This is a genomic window from Actinacidiphila guanduensis, from assembly GCF_900103985.1.
In the GTDB taxonomy this organism is placed as follows: Bacteria; Actinomycetota; Actinomycetes; order Streptomycetales; family Streptomycetaceae; genus Actinacidiphila; species Actinacidiphila guanduensis.
Map to the genome: position 1 here is coordinate 290,877 of NZ_FNIE01000004.1, position 24,339 is coordinate 315,215.

The 24,339-nt window shown below is 76.1% G+C and carries 16 protein-coding genes; 11 read left to right on the top strand and 5 right to left on the bottom strand.

Annotated features, from left to right (window positions below):
• The first annotated feature begins 3 nt into the window (after window positions 1-3).
• Window positions 4-351 carry an acyl carrier protein gene (locus tag BLR33_RS10360; RefSeq protein WP_093784038.1) on the top strand — a complete coding sequence of 116 codons (348 nt, stop codon included), beginning with the start codon at window positions 4-6 and terminating at the stop codon, window positions 349-351.
• Between the two features lie 164 nt (window positions 352-515).
• Entirely contained in the window at window positions 516-1,346 is an 831-nt protein-coding gene (locus BLR33_RS10365) for an aminoacyl--tRNA ligase-related protein (protein WP_093784039.1), read from the top strand.
• 84 nt (window positions 1,347-1,430) lie between these two features.
• Here the strand turns inward: BLR33_RS10365 and BLR33_RS10370 are convergent, their stop codons facing one another.
• The 4 genes from BLR33_RS10370 to BLR33_RS10385 form a co-directional block, all read right to left on the bottom strand.
• On the bottom strand, window positions 1,431-2,744 hold the full coding sequence (locus tag BLR33_RS10370) for a helix-turn-helix domain-containing protein (protein WP_093784040.1): 1,314 nt from the start codon (window positions 2,742-2,744) through the stop codon (window positions 1,431-1,433).
• Window positions 2,741-4,522 (bottom strand): ABC transporter ATP-binding protein, encoded by a 1,782-nt coding sequence (locus tag BLR33_RS10375; protein ID WP_093784041.1) that lies wholly within the window; start codon window positions 4,520-4,522, stop codon window positions 2,741-2,743. The genes BLR33_RS10370 and BLR33_RS10375 overlap by 4 nt, the downstream gene beginning before the upstream one ends.
• Window positions 4,515-6,416 carry an ABC transporter ATP-binding protein gene (locus BLR33_RS10380; RefSeq protein ID WP_143031671.1) on the bottom strand — a complete coding sequence of 634 codons (1,902 nt, stop codon included), beginning with the start codon at window positions 6,414-6,416 and terminating at the stop codon, window positions 4,515-4,517. Before BLR33_RS10380 ends, BLR33_RS10375 begins: the two co-directional genes overlap by 8 nt.
• A 394-nt stretch (window positions 6,417-6,810) precedes the next feature.
• Window positions 6,811-7,797, bottom strand: a complete 987-nt coding sequence (locus BLR33_RS10385) for a TauD/TfdA family dioxygenase (RefSeq protein WP_245771324.1) — start codon at window positions 7,795-7,797, stop codon at window positions 6,811-6,813.
• A 220-nt stretch (window positions 7,798-8,017) separates the two neighbouring features.
• Here BLR33_RS10385 and BLR33_RS10390 point away from each other — a divergent pair, with 220 nt between their 5' ends.
• From BLR33_RS10390 to BLR33_RS10415, 6 genes are read left to right on the top strand one after another with little or no spacing between them, the layout of a single operon-like run.
• Window positions 8,018-9,052, top strand: coding sequence for a thioesterase domain-containing protein (locus BLR33_RS10390; RefSeq protein WP_176930217.1), 1,035 nt, complete (start codon window positions 8,018-8,020; stop codon window positions 9,050-9,052).
• A complete protein-coding gene (locus tag BLR33_RS10395; RefSeq protein WP_093784045.1) occupies window positions 9,049-9,822 on the top strand; it encodes a thioesterase II family protein in 774 nt (257 codons plus the stop codon). Before BLR33_RS10390 ends, BLR33_RS10395 begins: the two co-directional genes overlap by 4 nt.
• On the top strand, window positions 9,819-11,975 hold the full coding sequence (locus BLR33_RS10400) for an amino acid adenylation domain-containing protein (RefSeq protein WP_093784046.1): 2,157 nt from the start codon (window positions 9,819-9,821) through the stop codon (window positions 11,973-11,975). Before BLR33_RS10395 ends, BLR33_RS10400 begins: the two co-directional genes overlap by 4 nt.
• Window positions 11,976-12,025: 50 nt before the next feature.
• Window positions 12,026-12,235, top strand: coding sequence for an MbtH family protein (locus BLR33_RS10405; RefSeq protein ID WP_176930218.1), 210 nt, complete (start codon window positions 12,026-12,028; stop codon window positions 12,233-12,235).
• Window positions 12,236-12,238: 3 nt separating this feature from the next.
• Window positions 12,239-15,904, top strand: coding sequence for a condensation domain-containing protein (locus BLR33_RS10410; RefSeq protein ID WP_093784048.1), 3,666 nt, complete (start codon window positions 12,239-12,241; stop codon window positions 15,902-15,904).
• The gene (locus tag BLR33_RS10415; protein WP_093784049.1) at window positions 15,904-20,514 is read left to right on the top strand and encodes a condensation domain-containing protein; all 4,611 of its coding nucleotides are present in this window, start codon (window positions 15,904-15,906) and stop codon (window positions 20,512-20,514) included. Before BLR33_RS10410 ends, BLR33_RS10415 begins: the two co-directional genes overlap by 1 nt.
• Window positions 20,515-20,553: 39 nt before the next feature.
• Here the strand turns inward: BLR33_RS10415 and BLR33_RS10420 are convergent, their stop codons facing one another.
• Window positions 20,554-21,222, bottom strand: coding sequence for a TetR/AcrR family transcriptional regulator (locus BLR33_RS10420; RefSeq protein ID WP_093784050.1), 669 nt, complete (start codon window positions 21,220-21,222; stop codon window positions 20,554-20,556).
• An 85-nt stretch (window positions 21,223-21,307) separates the two neighbouring features.
• On the opposite strand from BLR33_RS10420, the gene BLR33_RS10425 reads away from it, so the two are divergent.
• The 3 genes from BLR33_RS10425 to BLR33_RS10435 are packed head-to-tail and all read left to right on the top strand — an operon-like array spanning window position 21,308 to window position 24,227.
• On the top strand, window positions 21,308-22,459 hold the full coding sequence (locus BLR33_RS10425) for an ABC transporter permease (RefSeq protein ID WP_218136635.1): 1,152 nt from the start codon (window positions 21,308-21,310) through the stop codon (window positions 22,457-22,459).
• Window positions 22,456-23,346, top strand: a complete 891-nt coding sequence (locus BLR33_RS10430) for an ABC transporter ATP-binding protein (protein WP_093784052.1) — start codon at window positions 22,456-22,458, stop codon at window positions 23,344-23,346. The genes BLR33_RS10425 and BLR33_RS10430 overlap by 4 nt, the downstream gene beginning before the upstream one ends.
• Window positions 23,343-24,227, top strand: a complete 885-nt coding sequence (locus tag BLR33_RS10435; RefSeq protein ID WP_218136636.1) for an ABC transporter ATP-binding protein — start codon at window positions 23,343-23,345, stop codon at window positions 24,225-24,227. The genes BLR33_RS10430 and BLR33_RS10435 overlap by 4 nt, the downstream gene beginning before the upstream one ends.
• The last annotated feature ends 112 nt before the right edge of the window (window positions 24,228-24,339 follow it).

Below are 24,339 nucleotides of genomic sequence, written 5' to 3' on the forward strand. Positions count from 1 at the left end.
AGCATGGACACCGGCACGCACGCAAGCACGGGCACCGACACCGGCACCCGCTCCGCCCCCCGTACGAGCGCCGACCCGCAGTCCGGCACCGGCCCCGGCGAAGCCGGCCGCGCCGAGCGGCGCACCCGCATCCGGGACGTCGCCGCCGCGGTCTTCTCCGCGGACCCGGCCGCGGTGGAGGCGGCCACCGACTTCGAGCACGACCTGGACGCCGACTCGCTGCTCGCCGTGGAGTTCGTGGTGGAGCTGGAGAAGGCGCTCGGCGTGCCGCTGGAGGTCGAGCAGATCCCCCGCCTGATGTCGGGCCTGGACCGCGCCTACGACGAGATCGCCAGGACCGCCGGCTGGTAGCGCGGCAGAACCGGCCAGGCGGACCCGCCGGGCCCGCTGCAGACCCGCCCCAGGCTCACGGCGGACCCGCCGGGCCCGCACGGGCGGACGCCGCCCGGCCCCCGGACCGGCCCCAGAACCCCCCGCCTTCCCCCAAGGAGCGTGCAAGGAGCGTGACTTCCGCTATGACCGCGACGACGACCGAGTCCGGCTGGCTGCTGCCCACCGGCGTGCCCGGGCTGCTGGGCTTCACCGGCGCCCACGAGGCGGTACTGGCGCGCCTGCAGGCCGCCCTGACCGCTGCCGACCCCTCGCCCTCGACCGGGCCCGACTGGTATCCGCCGGTGGTGCCGCGCGCCCACATCGACCGCGCGCAGTACGCCGAGTCCTTCCCCCAGCTGCTGGGCACCGTGCACGCGCTGCGCACCGGCACCGACCCCGCCGACACCTCGGCCGTGCCCGAGGAGGCGGACGTGGTGCTCGCCCCCGCGGTCTGCTACGGCGTCTACCCGCGGATCGCCGACACCGTGCTGACCGCGGCCCGCCACTTCGACGCGGCCGGCCACTGCTACCGGCACGAGGCGACCAGCGAGTACGGGCGGTTCCGGTCCTTCCGGATGCGCGAGTTCGTGGTGGTGGCCGGCGCGGACGAGGCGTGGCAGTGGCGGGAGGACTGGATCGCCCGCACCGAGGCGCTGTTCGGCCGGCTCGGCGTGAAGGTCACGGTGCAGCCGGCCTCCGACCCGTTCTTCGGCCCTGGCGACCGCTTCATGCGCAGCAGCCAGCTCCAGCAGTCGCTGAAGTACGAGTTCCACGCCGAGCTGTACGACGGCGACCCCGGCACCGCCATCGCCTCGGCGAACTGCCACAAGGACCACCTGGGCGAACGGTTCGGCATCGGCTTCGCCGACCAGGGCCCCGCGCACAGCTCGTGCATGGCCTTCGGCCTGGAGCGCACGGTGGGCGCGCTGATCCACGCGCACGGGGACGACCCGGCCAACTGGCCGGAGTTCTGAGGGGACTTCCGGCTGGAGTTCCGGTCGGAGTTCTGGCCGGAATTCCGGTGGGAAGGGCTCGAAACAGAGTTGGCGCCCGGTGGTTCAGTCGCAGGCTGGGCCGCCGGGCTCCGGCGTCGTACGGCCCGAGCGGCGTACCACCTCGGCCACGAAGGGCGCGGCCCGGTAGTGGTAGGGGTGCGCCTCGTCGGGCAGCAGCAGCGAGGTGTCCAGCAGGTCGGAGACCAGGGTGAGCGGGTTGGGGCCGCGTCTGCCGTAGCCGGCGGTGGCCTCCTCCAGCACGAAGCTGCGCGCGGGCAGTTCGGCGACCGCCTCCAGCAGCAGCCGGTGGTCGGCGCCGAGCAGATCGATGCTCCACAGGATGCTGTCGGTGACCGAGCGCTGGTGGCGCAGGAGCGCGTGGTCGTTGGACCACAGCATCTCCGGGGTGGGCCCGTAGGAGAGCATCAGGCGGATGGGGATGGCGCGCAGGCACTCGGCGGCGAACTCGATGTAGCGGGGCAGGCCGCCGAGCCTGCGGCACAGTTCGGCGACGAGCGGCAGGTCCTTGTCCAGCTCGGCGGCGGCCGGCGAGCCGGCGCCCAGGTGGCGCAGGAAGAGGGCGACGGCGGGCGCGGCCGACAGCGGTTCGCCGGGCGCCTGCTCCAGCGGCAGCGGGCGGATCTCCCGGTTGGCGCCCAGGCGTTCGGTGAGCCGGCGGCGGGCGGTGACCAGGATGTGCACGCCGGGCAGGGCGGCCTGCAGCTCGCGGGTGGCGCCCATGACGCCGTCGGGGACGTGCTCGGCGTTGTCCAGCACGAGCAGCGCCTGGGTGCCGGTGTCGATCTCGGCGCCGGCGCCCTGCGCGGCGCTCCTGCCGCGGGTCAGGCGGCGGCGCACCCGGTCCAGGACGGCCGCGGTCTGCTGCTCGGGCCCGCCGCCGGGCGGCAGGTCGCCGAGTTCGACGGCGTGCACCCCGTCGCGGAAGCCGGGCCCGAGGTGCGCGGCCACGTCCAGCGCCATGCGGGTCTTGCCCACGCCGCCGGGGCCGAGGAAGGTCGTCAGCCGGTTCGCCCGCACGGTGTGGGCGAGGTGTTCGACCACCGAGGGGCTGCCTACGGGCGCGGTGTGCGGCTCCCGGAGGTCGGGCAGGTGGCCCAGGGCCGCGCGTTCGGCGTCCGGCGGCCGCCCGCCGGCGCCGCCCAGCGCGCTGACCAGCAGGTCCAGCGAGGAGCGGCGGGGGTTCTGCACATGGCCGAGCTCCAGGTTGCGGATGGTGCGCACGCTGAGCCCGGAGTGCTCGGCCAGCTCCTCCTGGGTCCAGCCGCGCTGGGCGCGCAGGGCGGCGATGCGCCGGGCGCTCCAGGCGGGCACCTGCCCGCCGAGCAGGCCGAGTCCTTCGGTGTGGTCAAGCGTCATCGGTACCCCCTGGATTGGAGTTCGAACAGCTCGGCGTACAGGCCGCCCCGGGCCATCAGCTCCCGGTGGCTGCCCTGCTCCCTGATCCGGCCGCCGTCCAGGACGACGATCAGGTCGGCCGTCGCCACCGTGGAGAAGCGGTGGGAGACCAGGAGGGTGACGGTGCCGCGCTCGCGCCCGTCGCGGGCCGCGGCGGCGAAGCGTTCGAAGAGCGCGTGCTCGGTGTGGGCGTCGAGCGCCGCGGTGGGCTCGTCGAAGACGGCGAGCAGCGGGGCCTGCCGCATCAGGCCGCGGCCCAGGGCGAGGCGCTGCCACTGGCCGCCGGACAGCTCCACGCCGCCGTCCCAGCGGCCGCCGAGGGCGGTGTCCAGGCCGTCCGGCAGCCCGGCGACAACGCCTGCCGCGTCGGCCCGCTCCAGCGCCTCGGTCACGGCCGCGCGGTCGCCGGCCCGCGGCAGGTCGCCGACGCCCACGGATTCCAGCACGGGGAATTCGAGGCGGGCGTGGTCCTGGAAGGTGGCCGCGGTGCGCGAGCGCCAGTCGGCGGTGTCGCAGCCGGCGAGGTCGGCGCCGTCCACGAGGATGCGGCCGGCGTCGGGCCGGTGGAAGCCGGCCAGCAGCTTGATCAGGGTGGTCTTGCCCGCGCCGTTCTCGCCGACGAGGGCGACGACGGCACCGGGCGGCAGGTGCAGGCTCACCCCGTCGAGCACGCCGCCCCCGCCGGGGTAGCCGAAGCGGACGTCCTCCAGGTCGATGCCGGTGCGCAGGGTGTCGGGCAGGGCGGCGGGCTCGGCCGGGGTGCGGCGCTCGGCGGCGACGTAGTCCCGCAGCCACACGAAGCGGCGGCCGACCCGCAGCACCAGCAGGAAGTAGGTGCCGTAGCGCACGGCGGTGCCCACGGTGGCGCTGAGCTGGGCGGCCAGGCCGAGGACGAGGACGACGTCGCCGGCGGTGGCGTGGCCGTGGACGGCGAGCCAGATGGACAGCACGATGGCGGCCACGTAGCCGAGTGCGGTGACCAGCGCGTCCAGTGCCTGGAGGGCGGCGCCGCGCCAACTGGCCCGGTTGCGTTCGGAGATGACGGCGGCCGCGGCCCGGCGGTGCCGCTCGCCGAGCAGGGCGGTGACGCCGAAGACACGCAGTTCGCCGGCGGCCGCGGTGGAGGTGCCGAGTTCGAAGAGGTGGCGGCGCAGCCGCTCGGGCTCGCTGGTGGCCTCCTGGGCGCGCACGGTCAGGTCGCGGCTGATCTTGCCGAGCCAGAAGGAGACGGCGGCGAGCACCGGCAGGCACAGCAGCAGCGGGTCGACGCGGGCGAGCAGCACGGCGCTGACGATCAGGGTGGCGCCCACCCGCAGCACGCCCGCGGTGGCGTTGACCATGCCGGACAGCTGCGCCTGGTGCTCGCGGACGCGCTGCACCTGGTCGAGGTACTCGGGGTACTCGTGGTGGGCCAGGCCCTCGGCGCCGCCGATCAGGCGCATCAGGCGCCGGCCGGCCGCGGCCGTCGCGCGCTCCTGCACGGTGAACAGGCAGTGCACGTAGAAGAAGACGCAGGCCAGCGCGGCCCCGACGGTCAGGGCGAGCAGGACGGCCGCGGCCATGCCCTGCTCGGTGTCGCCGGAGACGGCGGCGTCCACGATCATCTTGGCGCCCAGCCCGCCCACCGGCACCGACACCTCGAAGACGATGCCGGTCAGGAACTGCGCGGCCGCGTGCCAGGGGGCGGCGCCGAAGCCGATGCGCATCAGCTCGCGGTAGGCCCGGAGTGTCCTACGCATGGCCCGCCTCCGCCGCCGCGCGACCGGCCGCCGGGGTGCCGCCGGTGAAACGGGCGGCCTGCAGGCCGAACATCGCGGCGTAGCGGCCGCCGCGCTCCATCAGCTCCTCGTGCCGGCCGTCCTCGACCACCGCGCCGCCCTCCAGGACGACGATGCGCTCCGCGCGCCGGACGGTGGAGAAGCGGTGCGAGATGAGGATGGTGGTCAGCCCCTCGGTCAGTTCCAGGAACCGCTCGTAGATCTCGGCCTCGGCCCGCACGTCGAGTGCGGCGGTCGGCTCGTCGAGGATCAGCACGCGGGCGCCGGCGTCCACCGCGAACAGCGCGCGGGCCAGGGCGATCCGCTGCCACTGGCCGCCGGACAGGTCGGTGCCGCCGGTGTACTCCGGGGAGAGCACGGTGTCCCAGCCGTGCGGCAGGCCCTCGATCAGCGGCAGCGCGCCGGCCCTGCGGGCGGCCTCGCGCAGCCGGTCGCGGTCGCCGGCGTGGCGGGGGGCGCCCATGGCGATGTTCTCGGCGGCGGTGAGGTGGTAGCGGGCGAAGTCCTGGAAGAGGACGCCGATCCGCTCGCGCCAGGCGGCCGGGTCGATCGCGGTCAGGTCGTGACCGTCGATCCGCACGGTGCCCGCGGTCGGGGCGTGCAGCCCGCACAGCAGCTTGACCAGCGAGCTCTTGCCCGCGCCGTTGTCGCCGACGACGGCCAGCGAGCGGCCCGCGGCGATCCGCAGGTCCACCCCGCGCAGCGCCTCGCGCGCGGTGCCGGGGTAGCGGAAGCGCACCCCTTCGAACGCGATGGCGTGGGCCGGCAGTTCGGGTGGCAGGTGCTCCGTGCGCGGCCCCGGTGGCCGCTCGGCGGCCAGCGTCGCGTCCAGGGACAGGACGCGGGGGACGGAGGCGCCGGCGAAGGACAGGTAGGCGTTGTTGTCGTCGAAGGCGGTGTAGGTGTTGGCAAGGGCGAGCGCCTGGGTGAAGACGGCGACGGTGCCCAGGCCCACGTCGTGGTGGACGGCGGCCCAGGCGAGCGTGCCGTAGGAGGCGAGGTTGACCGCGACGACGGCGCCGGTGGAGCCCAGGACGACCCGGGCGCGCGGGCGGCGCTCGCGCCAGACGGGCTCGGTGGCCTCGCGCCAGGCGGCCGTGAAGCGCTCCAGCAGCCAGTCCAGCAGCCCCCAGATCCGCACCTCCTTGGCGGCGGGCCGCTCCAGCACGAGGTCGCGCAGGTATTCGGCGCGGCGCAGCGCGCCGCTGCGGGCGCCGCCGGCCTGGCCGACGCGGAAGTACTCGCGCTGCATGAAGTGCACCACGACCGGCCAGGTGGCCAGCCACAGCAGGCCGATCCACCAGTGGAAGGCGAGCAGCACCAGGGCCGCGGCGACCGCCCGCAGCCAGGCGGGCAGCACCGTGGCGAGGGCGGCGACGGCCTGGCTGGGCCGGTCGGTCTCGGTCATGCCGAGGCCGCGCACCACCCGCAGGGCGTCCAGCACCCGCTCGTCGGTGAAGTGGGCGGTGCCCTCGGGGCGGCCGACGGCGGCCATCACCCGCTGCTGCAGTTCGGCGTCGACCTCGCGGCCCAGCGTCTCGCCGAGGGCGGCCAGCACCGGGGTGAGGGTCTGCTGGACCAGCACCAGGGCGCCCGCCGCGGCGAGCAGCACCAGGGTGTGCCGGCCCTGCGGGGAGTCCAGGCCCGCCCGCAGCGTCGCCCCGATCGAGCCGACGAGCAGGCCGGAGACCACCGCCCCGGCCACCGGCAGCACCGCGGCGGCCAGCACCCCGAGCAGCCCGAAGGCGGCCTTCGCGCGGTCGACGTGGGGCAGCAGGCGGACCAGGGCGAGGATGCCGTGCAGGGTGGGGGGCAGCTTCGGCCTTCGGCTCGCGGGAGCACGCAGGAGTGGCATGGTCGTGAGCACTCTTCCTGTCGAGGTGGTGCCGGGACGAGCGGATCGTGCGGGCCGCCGGGACGAGCGGTCGTGCGGGAGCCGGCGCGCAAGCGGGCTCCGGGGCGCACCGGGTGCGGGGGCTGCCCGGTCGGCAGGGCCGTGCGGGCGCCGGGGCGGACGTGTGGAGGGTTCCGGGTGTGCGGGGGCATGGCGGGTGCGGGCCGCCGCCCGTCGTCGCGGGCGGCCGCTTCCACCGACGCTAGGCGCACCCGATTCGGAGACGGTATGGCGGCGGTATGGCCCGGGTATGGCGGCCGTTCAGCGGTACGGATGTGCCGCCGCGGTCCGCCGGGGCTCCCCCGCTCCCGTCCCGGACCCGCCTCGCTTCCGCCGCCGCGCCGGCCGGTCCCCGTCAGTCGAGGACGGCCCCGTTGCCGGGGCGGCTGGCGCGGGTGCGCCGGTGGTCGAGGTGGACGAAGACGCGGTGCAGCCAGCGGTCGGTGCCGTCGTAGCGCGGTGTGAAGGCGACCCGGCCGTGCACGACGAGCCGGTTGTCGACGAAGACCATGTCGCCCGGGCGCAGCACCACGTCCGCGCGCACCGCCCACAGCGCCTCGCGCAGCTGCGCCAGCGCCTTCTGCGCGCCCTCGTCCAGGGCGCGGGTGGCGTGGAAGTCCACCCGCAGGTCGGGGTCCTCGGGCGCGCCGGAAAGGACGGGGTGCGGGCGCGAGAGGCCCGCGCCGGCGAAGGAGGGCGGGGCCTCGGTGAGGTAGCGCGCCTCGCGCAGGGCGGCCGCGCAGCCCTCGTCCATCAGCGGCAGGGCCCGGCGGATGCTCGCGACCTGGGTGCCGACCTGGTCCTCGTGCGCGGGCCGCAGGCACAGCAGGCCGACGTAGTCGGGGCGGTGGGGGTGGAAGGCGTTCTCGGTGTGGAACTCCAGCCGCACCGAGCCGCCGTTGCTCTGCGAGCCGGCGAGCGCGGGCACGGGCACCACGTTCTGCACCAGCGCGCCGTGCTTCTCCTCGCGGTAGGCGATCACCGCGCCCAGCTCGGCGCCCAGCAGCACCGCGAGGGCGGCGGGCACGGTGGCGGCACGCTCCACGGACTCCGGGACGGCCGGGGTGGGCGGCAGGGCGGCGGGCACGGGCAGGTTGCCGACGGTGAACGTGCCCTCGGGGCCGGGGTCGTGGCGGAAGGACCGCAGGGCGGCGGCGAGCCGGGGTGGCAGCCGGCCGCCGGCGTCGCGGGCCTGCCGCTGCCATCCGGGGTCGTCCACGAGGGCCGGCCCGGCGAGGCCGTCGGCCAGCGCCTGCAGTCCGGCCCGCTCGGGCGCGGTGAGCCGCACCGCGAGGACGTCCGTGTCGGAGCCGGTGTTCGTGCGCGCCATCGCTGAGGTCACGACTGCCTCTCTCGTCCGCGAATTCCGAATGGCGAGTGCACTCGTCCGCGCTCATCGCCGATTCGACGACCGAGGGCGAGTCTTTCCGGCCGCGGATACGAACTCCAGGCAGGGCACCGGCAATTGCCCTTTCGGCTATTTGCCTGCCGGATGCCTGTTCCGCGGCGGGCCGATACGTGGAGGATTTCCGGCACGCTCGATTCAAGAGACGGAGCCCGCCGTGCACCCGAAGATCCCGGATCGGACAGCCCTTTCCTGCCTTGCTGTCGAGCAGTTGGTGGGCGAGGTGTGGAGCGCGCGTTTCGGCCGGGCGGTGACGCCCTACGACGACTTCTTCGACCTCGGCGGCGACTCGCTCACCGTCGTGGAGGTCACCGCCGAACTGCGCGAGCGCGGCCTGCCGGTGCGCAGTTCGGCCGCGCTGCGGCATCCGACGCCCGCCCGGCTCGCCGAGCACCTCACGCCGCCGCGCCCGGTGCGCCCTGCCGCCCTCGACCCGGGCCCGCTGCCCGCGCCCGCCCCCGGCGGCGGCCCGCTGCGGGCGCTGCCGATCGCGGCCGGCGACGAGGGCGGGCCGCTGCACGTGGTGCACTCCGAGAGCCATGTGCGGGCCGAGCGCGAGGCGGTGGCCGCCTGGGCGCAGGGGCGGGCGGCCTTCGGCTTCCCGCTGCCGGGCGCGGGGGGCACCGTGGAGGACCTGGCCGAGCGGCTGCTGCCGGCGCTGCGCGCGCACCCGCCGCAGGGCCCCTACCGGCTGCTCGGCTTCGGCCACGGTGCCGTGGTCGCCCTGGAGGCGGCCCGGCGGCTGCGGGCGGAGGGCGCCGAGGTGGCGCTGCTGGCGCTGCTCGCCCCGCCGCCCGCCGCAGACGAACCCACCCCGGACGCCGAGGAGTTGCTGACCGCGAGACTCGCGGACCTCGCGGGGCGGTTCGCCCTGGAGGGCGGGGAGAGCGCGGCCGAGGTGCACGCCCGCTTCCGCGCGGCCGGCTGGTACGAGGACGCGGCGCCCGCCGACCTCGCCGCGCTGCAGGCGGGCTGGGCGCGCCTGGCGCACGCGGTCGCCCGGTACGGCCATCCGCCGTACGAGGGGCGGGCGTTGCTCGTCGCCGACGGCCTGGGCCGGATTCCGGTCGAGGCCGCGCTGAGCGGCGCCGAGGCGCGGGCGCACCGGCTCGGGCACGGGCTGCGCTCCCCGCTGGCGCTGCTGCGCGACCCCGGGACCGCGGAGACGATGAGGAAGGCGCTGCGCCCATGACCGCCCACCCCGCCCACCCCGCCGCCGACCGCTGGATCGCCCGGCTGCGGACCGCCGCGCCCGCCCGGCTGCGGCTGCTGTGCGTGCCCCATGTCGGCGCGGGCGCCGCCGCGTTCCGCCCGTGGCTGGCCCATCTGCCCGAGGGCGTCGAGCTGTGCGCGGTGCGCGCCCCGGGCCGCGAGAACCGGCTGGGCGAACCACTGCTCACCGATCCGCGGGCGCTGCTGGACGCGCTGGAGCCGCGGGTCGCCGCGCTGCGGGAGGTGCCGCTCGTCGTGGTCGGGCACTGCTCGGGCAGCGTGCTCGCCTACGAGTTGGCCCGGCGTCTGGCCGCCGCGGGCGCTCCCCCGCACGCCTTGGTGCTCTCCTCCGCCGAGGGACCGCGGGCGCGGGTGGTGGAGGACCCGCCGCTGCACCGGCTACCGCGGGCCGAACTGCTCGCCCGGGTCGTGAAGTACGGCGGGATGGCCGCCCAAGTCCTCGACGACGCCGACCTGATGGCGATGTTCGAGCGCATCCTGCGCGCGGACTACCAGCTCGTGGAGACCCTGGCCTACTCCCCCGGCGCACCGCTCGACCTGCCGCTGACCGTCATCGGCGGCCTGCGTGACGAGTTCGTGGCCGCGGCCGCGATGGCCGCCTGGAGCACCGAGACCACCCGGGGGTTCACCTTGCACCTGCTGGACGCCGCGCACTACGTACTGGAGCCCGCGGGGCCGCTGATGGGCAGGATCGCCGGCGAGCTGCTGGAGAGCGGGGCCGGCCGGTGAGCGCCGGGGACTTCCGGCTGCCGAGCGCCTGGCGTGCGGCCGACGCCCTCGGCGCGCCTGCGCGCCGAAGCGAGGCCCACTTCGCCGACATCGCCCCGGAGTTGGACGCGCTGGCGAAGGCCGCCGGCTGCGAGCGGCCGGCGGTGCTACTGGCCGCGCACGCCAAGGTGCTCAACACCCTGGTCGAGGAGGCGGAGTTCGCCACCGATCTGCTGGACGCGGCCGGCGACGTACGGCGGGTGACACTGGACCCGGGAGCCGCCGCCACCTGGCGGGAGCTGGCCACGCTGGCGGCCGGCGCTCTTCCGGGTGCCCCCGCCGGGCCCCGCGAGGAAGCGGGCGACCCACTGCACGCCGACCACGCGGTCTTCGTCGCCGAACCGTGCGAACCCGGCGCCGCTGATGGCGCGTCGGGCGCCGCACATGTCCACGGACTGCGGGTGGAGGCACACGACGGCGTCCTGACCCTGCGGACCGGGGGCTTCCTCGACGCCGGACGGCTGGAGCGGCTGGCCGGCATGTACCGGGGGGTGCTGGCGGCGATGGCCGCGGGACCCGACGGGGACGCGGTGGCCGCGGTGCTCGCCGCCGGGGAGCGCGACGACGTGCTGCGCCGGTGGGCCGCGGGCCGCACCGTGGAGCGCGACGTCGCCGGCGTGCTCGACCTGTTCGCCGCCCAGGCCGCCCGTACACCGGGCGCCCCCGCGGTCCGCGCGGACGGCACCACCCTCACCTACCGCGAACTCGACGCTCGCTCCAGCCGGTTGGCCCACCACCTGCTCGCGCGGGGGGCGGGCGGCGGGGTGCCGGTCGGGGTGTGCCTGCGCCGCGGGCCCGACCTGCTGCCGGCCCTGCTCGCGGTGTGGAAGTGCGGGGCGCCCTACCTGCCGCTCGACCCGGACCTGCCCGTCGCACGGCTGCGCCGGATGGCGGCGGCCGCGGGCTGCGCGCTGACCGTCACCCGCGCCGAGCACCTGCCGCTGCTGGACCCCGAGGGCGCGCGGCCGGTGGTGCTGGACCGCGAGCAGGCCGCGATCGAGGCCGCGCCCGACGTACCGCCGGGGACGCGCGGCGGCCCGGCCGACGTCGCCTACGTCATCTACACCTCGGGCTCGACCGGCGACCCCAAGGGCGTGCTGGTGCACCACGCCGGTCTCGCCAACTACGTGCTGTGGACCGCCCTGGAGTACGCCGCGCGCGGCACCGGCGGCTCCCCGCACTTCAGCTCGATCGGCTTCGACCTCGGCGTGCCGAGCCTGTTCGCGCCCCTCGTGGTCGGCCAGCGGGTGGACCTGCTGCCCGACCCGCTGGACCCGGCGGACCTGGGCGCGCTGCTCGTCGAGGGCGCCCCGTACAGCTTCGTGAAGATGACGCCTGGGCACCTGAACCTGCTCAGCACCGATCTGGAGCCGGCCGAGGCACGCGGCCTGGCCGGGCTCGCCATCGCCGCGGGCGACGCCTTCCCGGTCGAACTGGCCCGCCGCTGGGACCGGCTGGCCGGCCCGGGCGGCACCCCGGTGGCCACCGAGTACGGCCCGACGGAGATCACCGTCGGCAACTCCGGCCAGCTGGTCACCCGGCTCGGCGACGACGGCCTCGTGCCGCTCGGCCTGCCGATCCCCAACACCACGATGTACGTGCTGGACGACCGCCTCGAACCGGTGCCCGAGGGCGTGCCCGGCGAGGTGTGCGTGGGCGGCGCGGGGGTCGCCCACGGCTACCTCGGCGCCCCGGCCCGCACCGCCGAGCGGTTCGTCCCCGACCCCTACGGCCCGCCCGGCGCCCGGCTGTACCGCACGGGGGACCGCGGGCGGTGGCGCGGCGGGCGGCTGGAGTTCCTCGGCCGCACCGACCACCAGGTGAAGATCCGGGGCCACCGGGTCGAGCCGGGCGAGGTGCGCGCGGTGCTCCAGCGCAGGCCCGAGGTGGCCGACGCGGTGGTGGTCGCCCGCCAGGCCCCCTCGGGGGCGCAGCAGTTGGCCGCCTTCGTGGTGCCCGCGCCCGGGGCGGCCCCCGACCCGGCGCGGTTGCGGGCCGCCCTGGCGCGCGAGCTGCCCCCGTACATGGTGCCCGCCGAGATCGTCACGGTCGCGGAGATCCCGCTGACCGCCAACGGCAAGGCCGACACCCGCGCGCTGCTGGCCCGCGCGTGAGCGGCGCCCCCCTTCCCCACGGATGCCAAGCCCCAGGAGAGCAGGACCCGGTGAGCGAATCGGCTGCGGACAGGACGTACCAAGTGGTGGTCAACGACGAGGAGCAGTTCTCCCTGTGGGACGCGCGGCGCGAGCCGCCCGCGGGCTGGCGCCCCAGCGGCTTCAGCGGCGGCCGCGAGCAGTGCCTGGAGCACATCGCGGGCGTCTGGAAGGACATCCGCCCGTGCAGCGCGCGGCCGTCCGCGGACGGGCGGCGGTAGCCGGTGGACACCCTGCTGCCGCCCCTGGGGCCCGCGCTGCTGCCGGGGCTGTTCCTCGCCCGGGCCGCCGCGCACCCCGACGCGCCCGCCGTCCTCGCGCCTTCCGGCGCGCTCTCCTACGGCGAGTTGGAGGACTCGGCCCGCCGGATCGCGGGCGCCCTCGGCGGGATGGGCGCCGGCCGCGAGTCCGTGGTGGCCCTCCTCGTGCCGCCCGGCCCGGACCTGGTGGCCGCGCTGCTGGGCATCTGGCTGGCCGGCGCCTGCTACCTCCCGCTCGACCCCTTCGCGCCGCCCGCCCGGCAGCGCGAGACGGTCCTCGCGGCCGGCGCGCGGGCCGTCGTGGTGGACGAGGTCCCCGGCCACGACCTGGGCGCGCCCGCCCACCCGGTGGCCGAACTGCTGGCCGTCGGCGACCCGCGGACCCCGGCGCTGCCCACCGGCGAGCGCCAGGCCGCGTATGTGATCTTCACCTCGGGCTCCACGGGCACGCCCAAGGGCGTCGTCGTCGAGCACGCGGGGATCGCCCACCGGGTGCTGTGGGGGGTGGAGGCGCTGGGGCTGACCCCGCGCGACCGGGTACTGCAGAAGACGCCGCTGACCTTCGACGCGGCCGGCTGGGAGCTGTTCGGCCCGCTGGTGTGCGGGGCCCCGGTCGTCTACGGCCGCCCCGGCGCGGGCCGCGACCCGGCCGAACTCGCCGCCTCCCTGCGCGAGCAGCGCGCCACGGTGGTGCAGGTCGTCCCCACGATGCTGCGCCTGCTGGCCGCCGAGCCCGAGCTGTCGGCCTGCACCGAGCTGCGGACGGTCTGCTCGGCGGGCGAGCCGCTGGGCGCGGAGCTGTGCCGCCGGGTCCTGGACCGGGTGGACGTCGAGATCTGGAACACCTACGGCCCCACCGAGTGCTCGATCGACGCCCTGGCCCACCGCTACGACCCCGCACAGACCGCGGGCCCGGTCCCGATCGGCCGCCCGCTCGGCCGGTCCCGGGTGGTGGCGGTGCCGGTGGGGAGCGAGGTCGGGGGCGAGGGAGACGCGGCGTGCGACAGTGGAGCCGCGGAGGCGGCGCGGGACGCGGGGCATGCCGGTGCCGCTGGGGATACCGGTGCCACCCGCCCGACGGGGGCCCTCTCGGGGGACGCGGCGGGCTTCCCCGGCCCCGCCGGAGCCGATCGGCTCTACGAGCTGTACCTGGGCGGGCCCGGGGTCGCGCGCGGCTACCACGGGGACCCGGTGCGGACCGCCGAGCGGTTCGTGCCCGATCCCGAAGGGCCGCCCGGGGCGCGGATGTTCCGCACCGGGGACCTCGTGCGCAGGCGCCCGGACGGGGGGTACGAGTTCGCCGGGCGGGCCGACCAGCAGGTGAAGGTGAACGGGGTCCGGGTCGAGCCCGGCGAGGTGGAGGCCGCGCTGGAGGCCCACCCCGCGGTGGTGGCGGCGGCCGTGCGCGCGGTGGAGGGACCCGGCGGCATCCGCCGGCTCGCCGCTTGGGCGGTCGTCTCGGCGCCCGGCACCGCGGCGGCGCTGCCCGCGTACCTGCGGGACCGGCTGCCGCCCGCGCTGGTGCCCGCGGTCGTCACCGAGGTGGCCGCGCTGCCCCGTACGAGCAGCGGCAAGACGGACCACCGCCGGCTGCCCGCCCCCGACTGGTCGGGCGCCCCGCGGGCCGGCGCGGGTACCGGCGAGAACGCCTCGGAGGACGCCGGCGGGCCGACGGCCGAGCAGCGCATGGTGCTGGACGCCTGGCGCACCCTGCTCGGCCTTCCCGCCGCGGACCCGCCCCTCACCCTGGACGACGACTTCTTCCGGCTGGGCGGCCACTCCCTCCAGCTCACCCGCCTGGCGGCCCTGTTGGGGCAGGCGTCCGGACGGGACGTCCCCCTGGCCGAGCTGCACCGGACCGCGACCGTACGCGAGCAGGCGGAGCTGCTGGCCCGCGCGGGGAAGGCCGCGCCGGTGGCCGCGCTCGCCGAGGGGGCCCGGCTGCCGCTGTCGCACGCGCAGGAGCGGTTCTGGGTGCTGGACCGGATGAACCCGCGCAGCCGGGAGTACCTGCTGCCGATCCTGGTGTGGCTGCCCGCGGAGGTGCCCGCCGCGGTGGTGGAGGACGCGGTGGAGCGGACGGTGGCCCGGCACGAGGTGCTGCGCACCCGGTACGCGATGGACGGCGAGGGGCTGTTCGCGGTGGTGGAGCCGCCCGGGCACGTGCCGGTGGTGCTGCGCCGGGTGGACACGTCGCCGGAGCAGGTCGCGGACGCGGTAGCCGAGCAGTTGGGCAGCGGCTTCGACCTGGCGGCGGCGCCGCTGCTGCGGGCGGCGCTGATCCGGGACGGCGGGGCCGAGCAGTTGCTGCTCGTGGTGTGCCACCACATCGTGGGCGACGGATGGTCCTCCCACCTGCTGGAGCGCGAACTGCGGGCGAGCGTGGCCGCCTTGGCGGACGGGGGCGTGCCCGACCTGCCCGCACCCGCGGTGCGCTACACCGACGCGGTTGCCTGGCAGCGCGCGGAGCTGACCGCGGACGTGCTCGCAGACCAACTCGCCTACTGGCGCAAGACGCTGGCGGACGCCCCCGAGCTGGAGCTGCCCGGGATGCGGCCGCGTCCCGCGGTCCGCGGCATCGAGGGCGACGCGGTCGTGGTGGACCTGCCCGCCGCATCCGCGGAAGCGCTGCTCGCGCTCGGCCGCCGCGCGGGCACCACCCCGTACGTGGTGCTGCTGACGCTGTGGGCGGTGGCGCTCGCCCGGACCTCCGGGGCCTGGGACCTCACCGTCGGCACCCCGCACGCGGGCCGCACCCGTCCCGAACTGCACGACGTGGTGGGGCTGTTCCTCAACACGGTCGTGCTGCGGACCCAGTTGGCCCCCGATGCGACCTTCGCCGAGGCGGTGGCCGCCGTGGACGGCGTCTGCCGCGAGGCGTTCGCCCGCCACGCCGCGCCCTTCGAGGCGGTGGCCGACGCCGTGCTGCCCGCCCGCGACCCCTCGCGCACCCCGCTCTTCCAGAACCTCTTCGCGCTGGTCGGCGACGGCATGATCGGCCAGGTGCCGCGCGAGCGCGACCTCGGCATCCTCGGCCGGGCCTGGAAGGTCGCCCGCACCGACCTCGCGCTGACCCTGTGGCCGCGGCCGGACGGCGGCTACGGGGGCGCGCTGGAGTTCTCCACCGAGCTGTACGGCACCGCGGTGGCCGCCGACTTGGCGACACGGCTGCGGGACCTGGCCGCGCGGTTCGCCGCCGACCCGCGGCTGCCGATCGGCTCGGTGACCCTGCCGACCACCGCCGCCGAGGCGGCCGAGAGCGCCGCGGGCACCGCGGCGGAAGGGCCCGACGTGGAAGTGGACGACGGCCGTCTTGAGACCGTGCTCGGGCTGGTCCGCGAGCTGCTGGAGCAGCCCGCGCTCGGTCCCGGCGACGACTTCATGGCCGCCGGCGGCACCTCGCTGCTCGCGGCGCGGCTGCTGTGGGGCGTGCAGAACGCCTTCGGCGTGGAGGTGTCCATGCGCGCCTTCTTCGACCGGCCGACGGCGGCCGACCTCGCCGCCAGGGTCGGCGACCTGCTGCCGGCCGGCCCGCCCGGCACCGGCGGCGAGGAGGACGGCCGCGAGCCCGTGGCCGCCCTGGTGGACTCCCCCGCCGCACCCGGCGGACCGACAGAGAGGGACGCGTGATGGTGTCCGCACCCACCCGGCGGCCGCGGACGACCGAGCGGGCCGAGCCGAGCGGCCCACTGCCGCTGTCCTCCGGCCAGCGGCAGATGTGGTTGCTGCACCAGCTCGCCCCCGCCGACCGCGCCTACCTGATGACCTGGACCCTGCGGCTGTCCGGCCCGCTGGACACCGAGGCGCTGCGCCGCGCCTGGGAGCGCGTCACCGAGCGGCACGGGATCCTGCGCACCCGCTACGCGCAGACCGGCGCGCAGCCGCACCAACTCGTGGACCCGCCGGGCCCGTTCGCGCTGCGGACGGTGGACCTGGCCGACGAGGAGGCCGCCGACCCGTGGGCGCGGGCCGAGCAGATCGCGGCCTGGGAGCGCGGCCGGCCCTTCGACCTCACCCGCCACCACCCGCTGCGGGTGACGCTGCTGCGGCTGTCCCCGACGTCGCACCTGATGGTCGTCTCGGTCCACCACATCGCCTGCGACGAGGACTCCTACCGCGTGCTGGCCGCCGAACTCGACGCGCTGTACGCCGCCGAGACGGCGGGAGTCGCGGCGCGGCTGCCCGAACCGCCGCCGCAGTACGCCGACTTCGCCCTCCGGGAGCAGCAGCGCGGCACGGAGGCGGCGTTGCGGCCGCATCTGGACCACTGGCGCAAGGTGCTCGGCGGCGCGCGGGGGCGGCCGCTGCCGCTGGACCACCCGCGCGAGGGGCGCGCGGACCGGCGCGGCGCCGAAGTGGCCCTCGCCATCGCCCCGGGGACCGCCGCCGGGGTGCGCGCGCTGGCCGCGGCGCACCGCGCCACCCCGTACATGGTGCTGCTCGCTGCGTACCACGTGATGCTCGGCCGGCTGACCGGCTGCGGCGACGTGACGGTGGGCGTGCCGGTCTCCACCCGCACGCCTGACATGGACGGCCTGATCGGCTACACCGTCAACACCGTGGCGGTCCGCTCGCAGCGCGCCCCCGGCCAGACCTTCGCCGACGTGGTCCGGGAGGCCAGGACCGCGGTGCTCGACGCCATGGACCACCGCTTCGCGCCCTTCGAGCGGGTGGTCGAGGAGGTCAACCCCTCGCGTGGGCTGGACGAGAACCCGCTGTTCCAGGCCGCGTTCGACATGGAGGACGCGGGCGGCCCGGGCGGCTTCCGCCTGGCCGGGCTGGAGGTGGAGCGGGTCGGCCCGGCGCTGCCGCCCGACGTGAAGTTCGACCTCACCCTGCACGCGGCCACCGACGGGGCCGGCCTGCACGCCCGGCTGGAGTACGCGGCCGCGCTCGTCGAGGAGCCCACGGCCCGCGCCTGGGCGGACGACTGGTCCACGCTGATCGCCGACCTGGTGGCGCACCCGGACGCGCCGCTGGCGCCTCTGCCGGAGGACGCCGAGGACCCCGCGCCGACACCCGTGCCCGCGCAGGCCGTTGCGGCGCCCGGCTCCGCGGACGCCGTGCCCGACGACGCCACCGCCCGTACCGTGCACCGCATCTGGGCCGAGGTGCTCGAACTCGGCGCCGCCGGGCCGCAGGACAACTTCTTCGACGCCGGCGGCGACTCCCTGCGCGCCGTCGCACTGGCCGGCGCCCTTCGCGCGGAGGGCTTCGACGTCTCGGCCGCCGATGTCTTCGCCCACCAGACCGCCGAGGAACTGGCCGCCTGGTGCGCGCGGCGGCCCGCCGGCGCGGACGGCGCCGCCGTACTCCCCCCGGCCGTCGAGCCGTTCGCACTGCTGGCCCCGCAGGATCGGGCGGCCCTGCCCGCCGACGTGGTGGACGCCTATCCGCTGACCGCGACCCAGCTCGGCATGATCATCGAGCTGCGGGCCCGCCCGGACGTCAACACCTATCAGGACACCACCTCCTACCTCGTCCGCGACCCCGAGCCGCTGGACCACGCGGCGCTCCAGCAGGCGACCCAGCGCGTCGTGGACCGGCACGAGGTGCTGCGCACCGGATTCGACCTCGGCACCTACTCGGTGCCGCTCCAACTCGTGCACGCCGCCGCCCGGATCGAAGTGGGGCGCTCCGCCCACGGCCCGCTCGGACCCGGCGGCTGGCGGCCGCTGCTGGAGGAGTACGCCGCCGCCGAGCGCAGCTCCCCGATGGACATCGCGCGGGCCCCGCTGATCCGCGTGCACGCCCACACCGCGACCGGCGCCGGCGAGTGGTGGATCACCATCACCGAGTGCCACCCCATCCTGGAGGGGTGGAGCTTCCATACGATGCTGATGGAGATCCTCACCGGCTACCGCGAGCTGACCGCGGGGCACGCGCCCGCCGAACCCGCCCCGGTGCCCTTCCGGTACGCGGACTACGTGGCCGCCGAGCACGCCGCCCGCGCGTCGGAGGAGCACCGCGACTTCTGGCGTGCGGTGGTGGCCGGCCGCAGCGACACCGCGCTGCCCGCGTCCTGGCAGGGCGACCGCTCGCTGCCGCGCGAGCGCTACCAGGACCTGGTCGACTTCCGCGACCTGGAGGACGACCTGCGCCGGCTCGCCACCGCCACCGGCACCTCCCTGAAGGCAGTGCTGCTGGCCGCGCACATGAAGGTGATGAGCGCGGTCACCGCCACCGAGGACTTCTACACCGGCCTGGTGTGCGACGCGCGGCCCGAGGCCGTGGGCGCCGACCAGGTGCTCGGCATGTACCTCAACACCCTGCCGTTCGCGATGCCTTCGGGCGCCCGCACCTGGGGCGACCTGGTCCGCGCGGTCCACGACGCGCTCACCGCGCTGTGGCCGCACCGGGTCTTCCCCATGCAGATGGTGCAGCAGGAGTTCGGCCCCGGCGGCCGCCTGCTCGACGTGTTCTTCAACTACCTGGACTTCCGGCAGGTCGACCAGTCGCTCTTCGACTGGGACGCCACGTACAACGACAACGACAACGAGTTCGCGCTGCACGTCTTCACCATCTCCGGCATCCTCAAGGTCAACACCACCAGCCACCGCCTCAGCCGCGCCGCCGCCCGCCGCCTGCTGGCCCTCTACCGCTCGGTGCTGGAGCACATGTCCCGCGGCCCCGAGGGCAGCGCACAGGCCGCGTGCCTCCCGGCAGCCGAACGCGGTGTCCTGGCGACCCTCGACCGCTCGGGGGACCCGGCACCGCACGTGCCGCCGCTTTTCGACGCGTTCACCGCGGCGGTCCGGGCCAACCCGGACGCGGTCGCGCTGCGGTACGGGGAGCAGCGCGTCACGTACGCCGCATTGGACGACCGCGTAAGGGCGTTGACGGTGGCAGCGGGCAACACGGTTGCGGGCGAGGCGGCTTCGGCTGTTTCGGCCGTTCCCGGCGGGACCGCGCGCGCCGTTCCGGACGCCACCGGCGACCCTGCCGCGGCCCCAACTCCCGCGACGGGGACCCCCACTCCGCTCGACCTTGCCGCGGCCGTCCTCGCGGCCTCGCGGGCCGGCATTCCGTACGCCCCGCCGGCCGCCCCGCACCTGTCGTTCTCCCCCACCGGCGCAGCCGCGGCCGCCGCCCGTCTCCGAACGGCCCTCTCCGACCGGGGAGTTGCCCCGGCGCCCGGCTCGGTGTGGCTGTGCGCCCACGGCGCCGCGTCGCCCGACGGACTGCTCGCCCTGCTGGCCGCGCTCGCCTCCGGCGCCACCGCCGTCCTCGCCGGCGGCCCCCTGCCCGGCGCGCTGCCCGAACTGGCCCGGATCGTCGGCACGGGCGAGGTGACCCACCTGTCGGCCACCCCGCTCGTCGCCGAACGGCTGCTCGGCGAGGGCCCCTTGCCGCTCGCGGTCGTCCTCGGCGGTGACGACGGGGCGGGCCCCGCGCTCGTGGACCTGCTGCGCTCGAAGGTCCGGGCCGTCGAGACCCTGCTGCCGGCCGGGCTCGGCGTCCCGCCGGTCTGCGACGGCACCCCGCCGCCCGGGGTGTCCCTGGACGTGGTGGACGACCGCGGCCGGCCCCTCCCGGTCGGCGTCGTGGGCGAGGTACGGGTCCGCGTCGGCACCTCGCTCCGCACCGGCGCCCTTCTCCACGCCGGCACCCCCTTGCGTACCGGCCGCCTCGCCCGTGTCCGCCCGGACGGCCGCCTCGATCCGATGGGGCCGCTCGGTCCGTATCGGACGCGGGAGTTGCTGGCCCTGGACCACTCCGTGCTGGACTGCCGGGTCGCCGAGGCCGCGTCAACGGCGGGCGAGCGGCGGCTGGTCGCCCATGTGCGGACCCTGCCCGGCGCCCAGTGGGACCCCGACGCGATCCGCCGCCGCCTCGCCGAGCGCAGACTGCCCCGCCCGCTCATCCCGGACGTGCTGGTCCAGGTGGCGCAGTGGCCGCTGAACGCCGCCGGCACCGTGGACGGCGCCCTGCTCCCCGCACCGGATGAGGCCGCCGAGTCGGTGGACCCGGCAGCCGCCGCACAAGGCGAGCCCTGGGACGAGGAGTTCGGGGCGCTGCTGAGGGGCGCGCTCGCCGAGACGGCCTGGACGGGGGACCTCGATCCCGATGTCCCGCTCGCCGACGCCGGGTTGGGCTCGATGGCCACGGTCGGCCTGATGGTGGCGATCGAGCAGCTCTACGACCTCGTGCTGCCCGACGACTTCCAGATCATCGACATGTTCCGTACCCCGCGCACCCTCTGGCAGGACATCCGCGCCTTCCGCGACGCGGCGTCCTGACCTCGGGGCCGCGCGAACCGCCGTCCCCCCAGGCCCCGTTCACCTCGCGGGCGCCTCGGGGGGCGGCGGCAGCGGCCCCGTCAGGTAGTGCTGGATCGCAGGTGCCACGCACGCGGTGAGGTGCTCGATGCCCGCCTCGGTGAGCGGCGGGAGCGCGAGGATGTGCCGGCCCATCGCCAGGCCCACCAGGTGGGTGGCGGCCAGGGTGATCCGCAGGCCCGGCTGGTCGCGGCCCGAGGCGGCCACCAGGGGACCGAGGATGGTGCGGGTCAGCACCTGCTTGAGGATGTCGGCGGCCTCCGGGTCGGACATCCCGGTGCGGACCATGGCGGCCAGCGGGTGCCCGGTGGCGGGCTCCTGCCACATCGTCAGGTACAGCCGCACGATGCGCCGGCCGACGTCGTCCGCGGAGTCCGCGGCACCGGACACCAACTCGGGGAGCTGAGCCGTCAGTTCCTCCGGCAGCTGCACGGTGGCCGCGAACAGGTCGCGCTTGGTGCCGAAGAAGTGGTGCACCAGCGCCGGGTTGACGTCGGCGGCCGCGGCGACGGCGCGGATCGTCGTCGCGCCGTAGGTGCGGGTGGCGAACAGCTCCCGCGCGGCCTCCAGGATGCGGGCGCGGGTCGCGGTGTCGCCCGAGCGGCTTCCCGCGGGCCGTCCGGGGCCGCGCCTGGAGCCGCTCCGAGCTGCGGGTTCTGTGCCTGTCACATGGTCAGCCTAGCGATAATAAACACGTGTTGCATTTCTGGTCCGCGAACCCCTACGGTAAGCGCGGTCGGTCCCGTCCCCCCGCGTGTCCACGGGCGGCACCCGGGCGGGCATCCTTCGCGGCCACGGGCTCGACGCCGCCCCGGCCGCCGTACGAACGGCTGGTGACGCCATGTGGGCGATGATCCTCAAGGAATTCCTGGAGTTGCGGCGGGACCGGCGCACGATGGCGATGATCATCGCGCTGCCGCTGCTGCTCCTGGTGATCTTCGGCTATGCCGCGAACTTCCGGGTGGACGACCTCAAGACGCGGGTGGTCGGCCCGCAGGCCGCACAGGTGGCGCAGCAGCTCGAGCCGCCCTTTGACGTCACGTCCGTGCGGCCCGCCGAGGGGCGCGCGGACGGTGAGAAGGCGCTGCGGTCGGAGAAGGCGGCCGTCGTGGTCGTCACCTCGGCCCGTCCCGGCCCGCCCACCGCGCTGATCGACGGCTCGCAGCTGTTCTCCGCGCAGTCCGCCTCGGCCGCCGCGGCCGCGAGCAACGGCGCCCTCAGGCCCCAGGTGCTCTTCAACCCGCACCTGAAGACCTCGTGGGTGATGGTGCCCGGCCTGGTCGGCATGATCATGGCCTTCATCGGCACGATCGTCACCGCGATCGGCCTGGTGCGCGAGCGGCAGGCCGGCACACTGGAGCAGCTGGCGGTGATGCCCTTCCGGCCCTCGGATGTGATCGCGGGCAAGATCGCGCCCTACTTCGTGCTGGCCGCCGTCGACATGGTGCTGGTCACGGTGATCGGCTGCCTGCTGTTCGGCGTGCCGTTCAGCGGCAACGTCGCGGTCTTCGCGCTGGGTGCCGCGCTCTTCCTCTTCGTCGTCCTGGGCCTGGGCGTGCTGATCTCCACGCTGTCGCAGAACCAGGGGCAGGCGATGCAGATGGCGCTGATGACGGTGATGCCGCAGATCCTGCTCTCCGGCATGATCTTCCCGCTGACCGCGATGGCGGCCGGGGTGCGCTGGATCGGCTACGTCCTGCCGCTGACGTACTTCAACATGATCTCCAACGGGGTCATGCTGCGGAACGCGCCCATCTCCTCGCTCGCCCTGCCGCTGGGGGTGCTGGCCTTCATGGCGGTGCTGGTCTTCTCCGGCGCGGTGCTGCGCTTCCGCCGGGACCTGGCGCCCAGCGCGCCCAGGGCCGTGCCCGCCAAGGCCCCGGCGCTGGCGGGAGAGGCCCGATGAGCCGCACCGTCCCCGGCGAGCGCGGCGAGGAGGCGAGCCCGGCGCGGCAGGCCCCGCCGGAGGGCTGGGGCGTCTTCGGCGCCACGGTGGTGCTGGACCGCACCACCGCGCTGGACGATGTCACGCTGGCCACCCCGCGTGGCGAGGTGACCGCCGTGGTCGGCGGCGACGGGGCCGGCAAGACGACGCTGCTGCGCACCCTGGTCGGCCGGGTGCGGGTCAGCGCGGGCCGGGTGTCCGCCCCGCCGCCGGTGCGCTGCGGCTTCATGCCCACCGGCGCGTCCGGGGTGTGGCTGGACCTGTCGGTGGCCGAGAACCTCGACTTCGTCGCGGCCGCCCACCGGATCGGCGGCCGGGCGCTGGCCGACCGACGGGCCGAACTCCTCGCGGCCGCCGGCCTCGCCGGCGCCGTGGACCGCCTGGCGCAGGACCTCTCCGGCGGCATGCGGCAAAAGCTCGCCTTCTGCCTGGCGATCCTGCACCGCCCCGACCTGCTGGTGCTCGACGAGCCCAGCACCGGCGTCGACCCGGTCAGCCGGGTCGACCTGTGGCGGCTGATCTCGCGGGCCGCCGCCGAGGACACCGCCGTCGTCATGGCCACCACCTACCTGGACGAGGCCGAACGCGCCACCACCTGCCTCGTCCTGGACCACGGCGCCACCCTCGCGTCCGGCGCGCCCGCCGCGATCCTGGCCGGCACCCCGGGCACGCTGACCACCGGCCGCGCCCCCGCGGGCCCCGCCGAGCTGTCCTGGCGGCGCGGCTACGAGACACGCTCCTGGCACCCCGGACCGCCCCGCGACGGCGAGGAGCCGATCAGCGCCGACATGGAGGACAGCGTGATCGCCTACACCCTGGCCGCACAGCACTCCGGGGACGCGTCGTGAGCGCCGGGTCCGGCCCGCGGCCCCTGGCCGAGGCCGCGTCCGTGAGCAAGCGCTACGGCTCCTTCGCCGCGGTGGACGAGGTGAGCATGCAGGTGCGGCCCGGCGAGATCGTCGGCCTGCTCGGCGCGAACGGGGCCGGCAAGACCACCCTGATCAAGCTGCTGCTGGGCCTCGCGGTGCCCACCTCCGGCACGGCCACGCTCTTCGGGCAGGCCCCCGACCGCGCCACCCGCAGGCGCCTGGGCTACGTACCGCAGGGGCTCGGGCTCTGGGAGGCGCTGACCGTCGCGCAGAACCTGCACTTCGCCAACGCGGCCTTCGGCGCCGCCGACTCGCACCTGACCCCGGCTCTGGAGGCCGTCCGCGACCGGCCGGTCTCCGCGATCGGCCTCGGCCTGCAGCGCCAACTGGCCTTCACCATCGCGCTGGCGCACACCCCCGAACTGCTGGTGCTCGACGAGCCGACCTCCGGGGTGGATCCGCTCTCCCGGGCCCGGCTGTGGGACGCCGTGCACGCCGAGGCCGACCGCGGCGCCGGCATCCTCGTCACCACCCACTACATGCAGGAGGCCCAGCAGTGCGACCGGCTGGTGCTGATGTCGCGCGGCAGGGCGGTGGCGGAGGGCACCGAGAAGGACATCATCGGCACCACGACCGCCTGCGAGGTCGACACCGACCAGTGGTCCACCGCCTTCGACGCCCTCGACCGGGCCGAGCTGCCGGTCACGCTCGCCGGCCGCCAGGTCCGCCTGGCCGACACCCCGCCGGAGACGGTCCGCACGGCGCTGACCGCGGCGGGCATCAGCGCGCAGGTGCACGAGGTGCCGGCCACCTTGGAGGAGAAGATGACGGTCATCGACCGTGCCACAGCGCACTCCTGACGGCGCATCAACAACCGGCCCTGGGAACATCCTGCCGGTCGCGTGGAAGCCGCTCCGGTCCCTGGCTCCCGAGCCCGACAAATGAGGACCGGACCATTGGCGCCGTCACCGT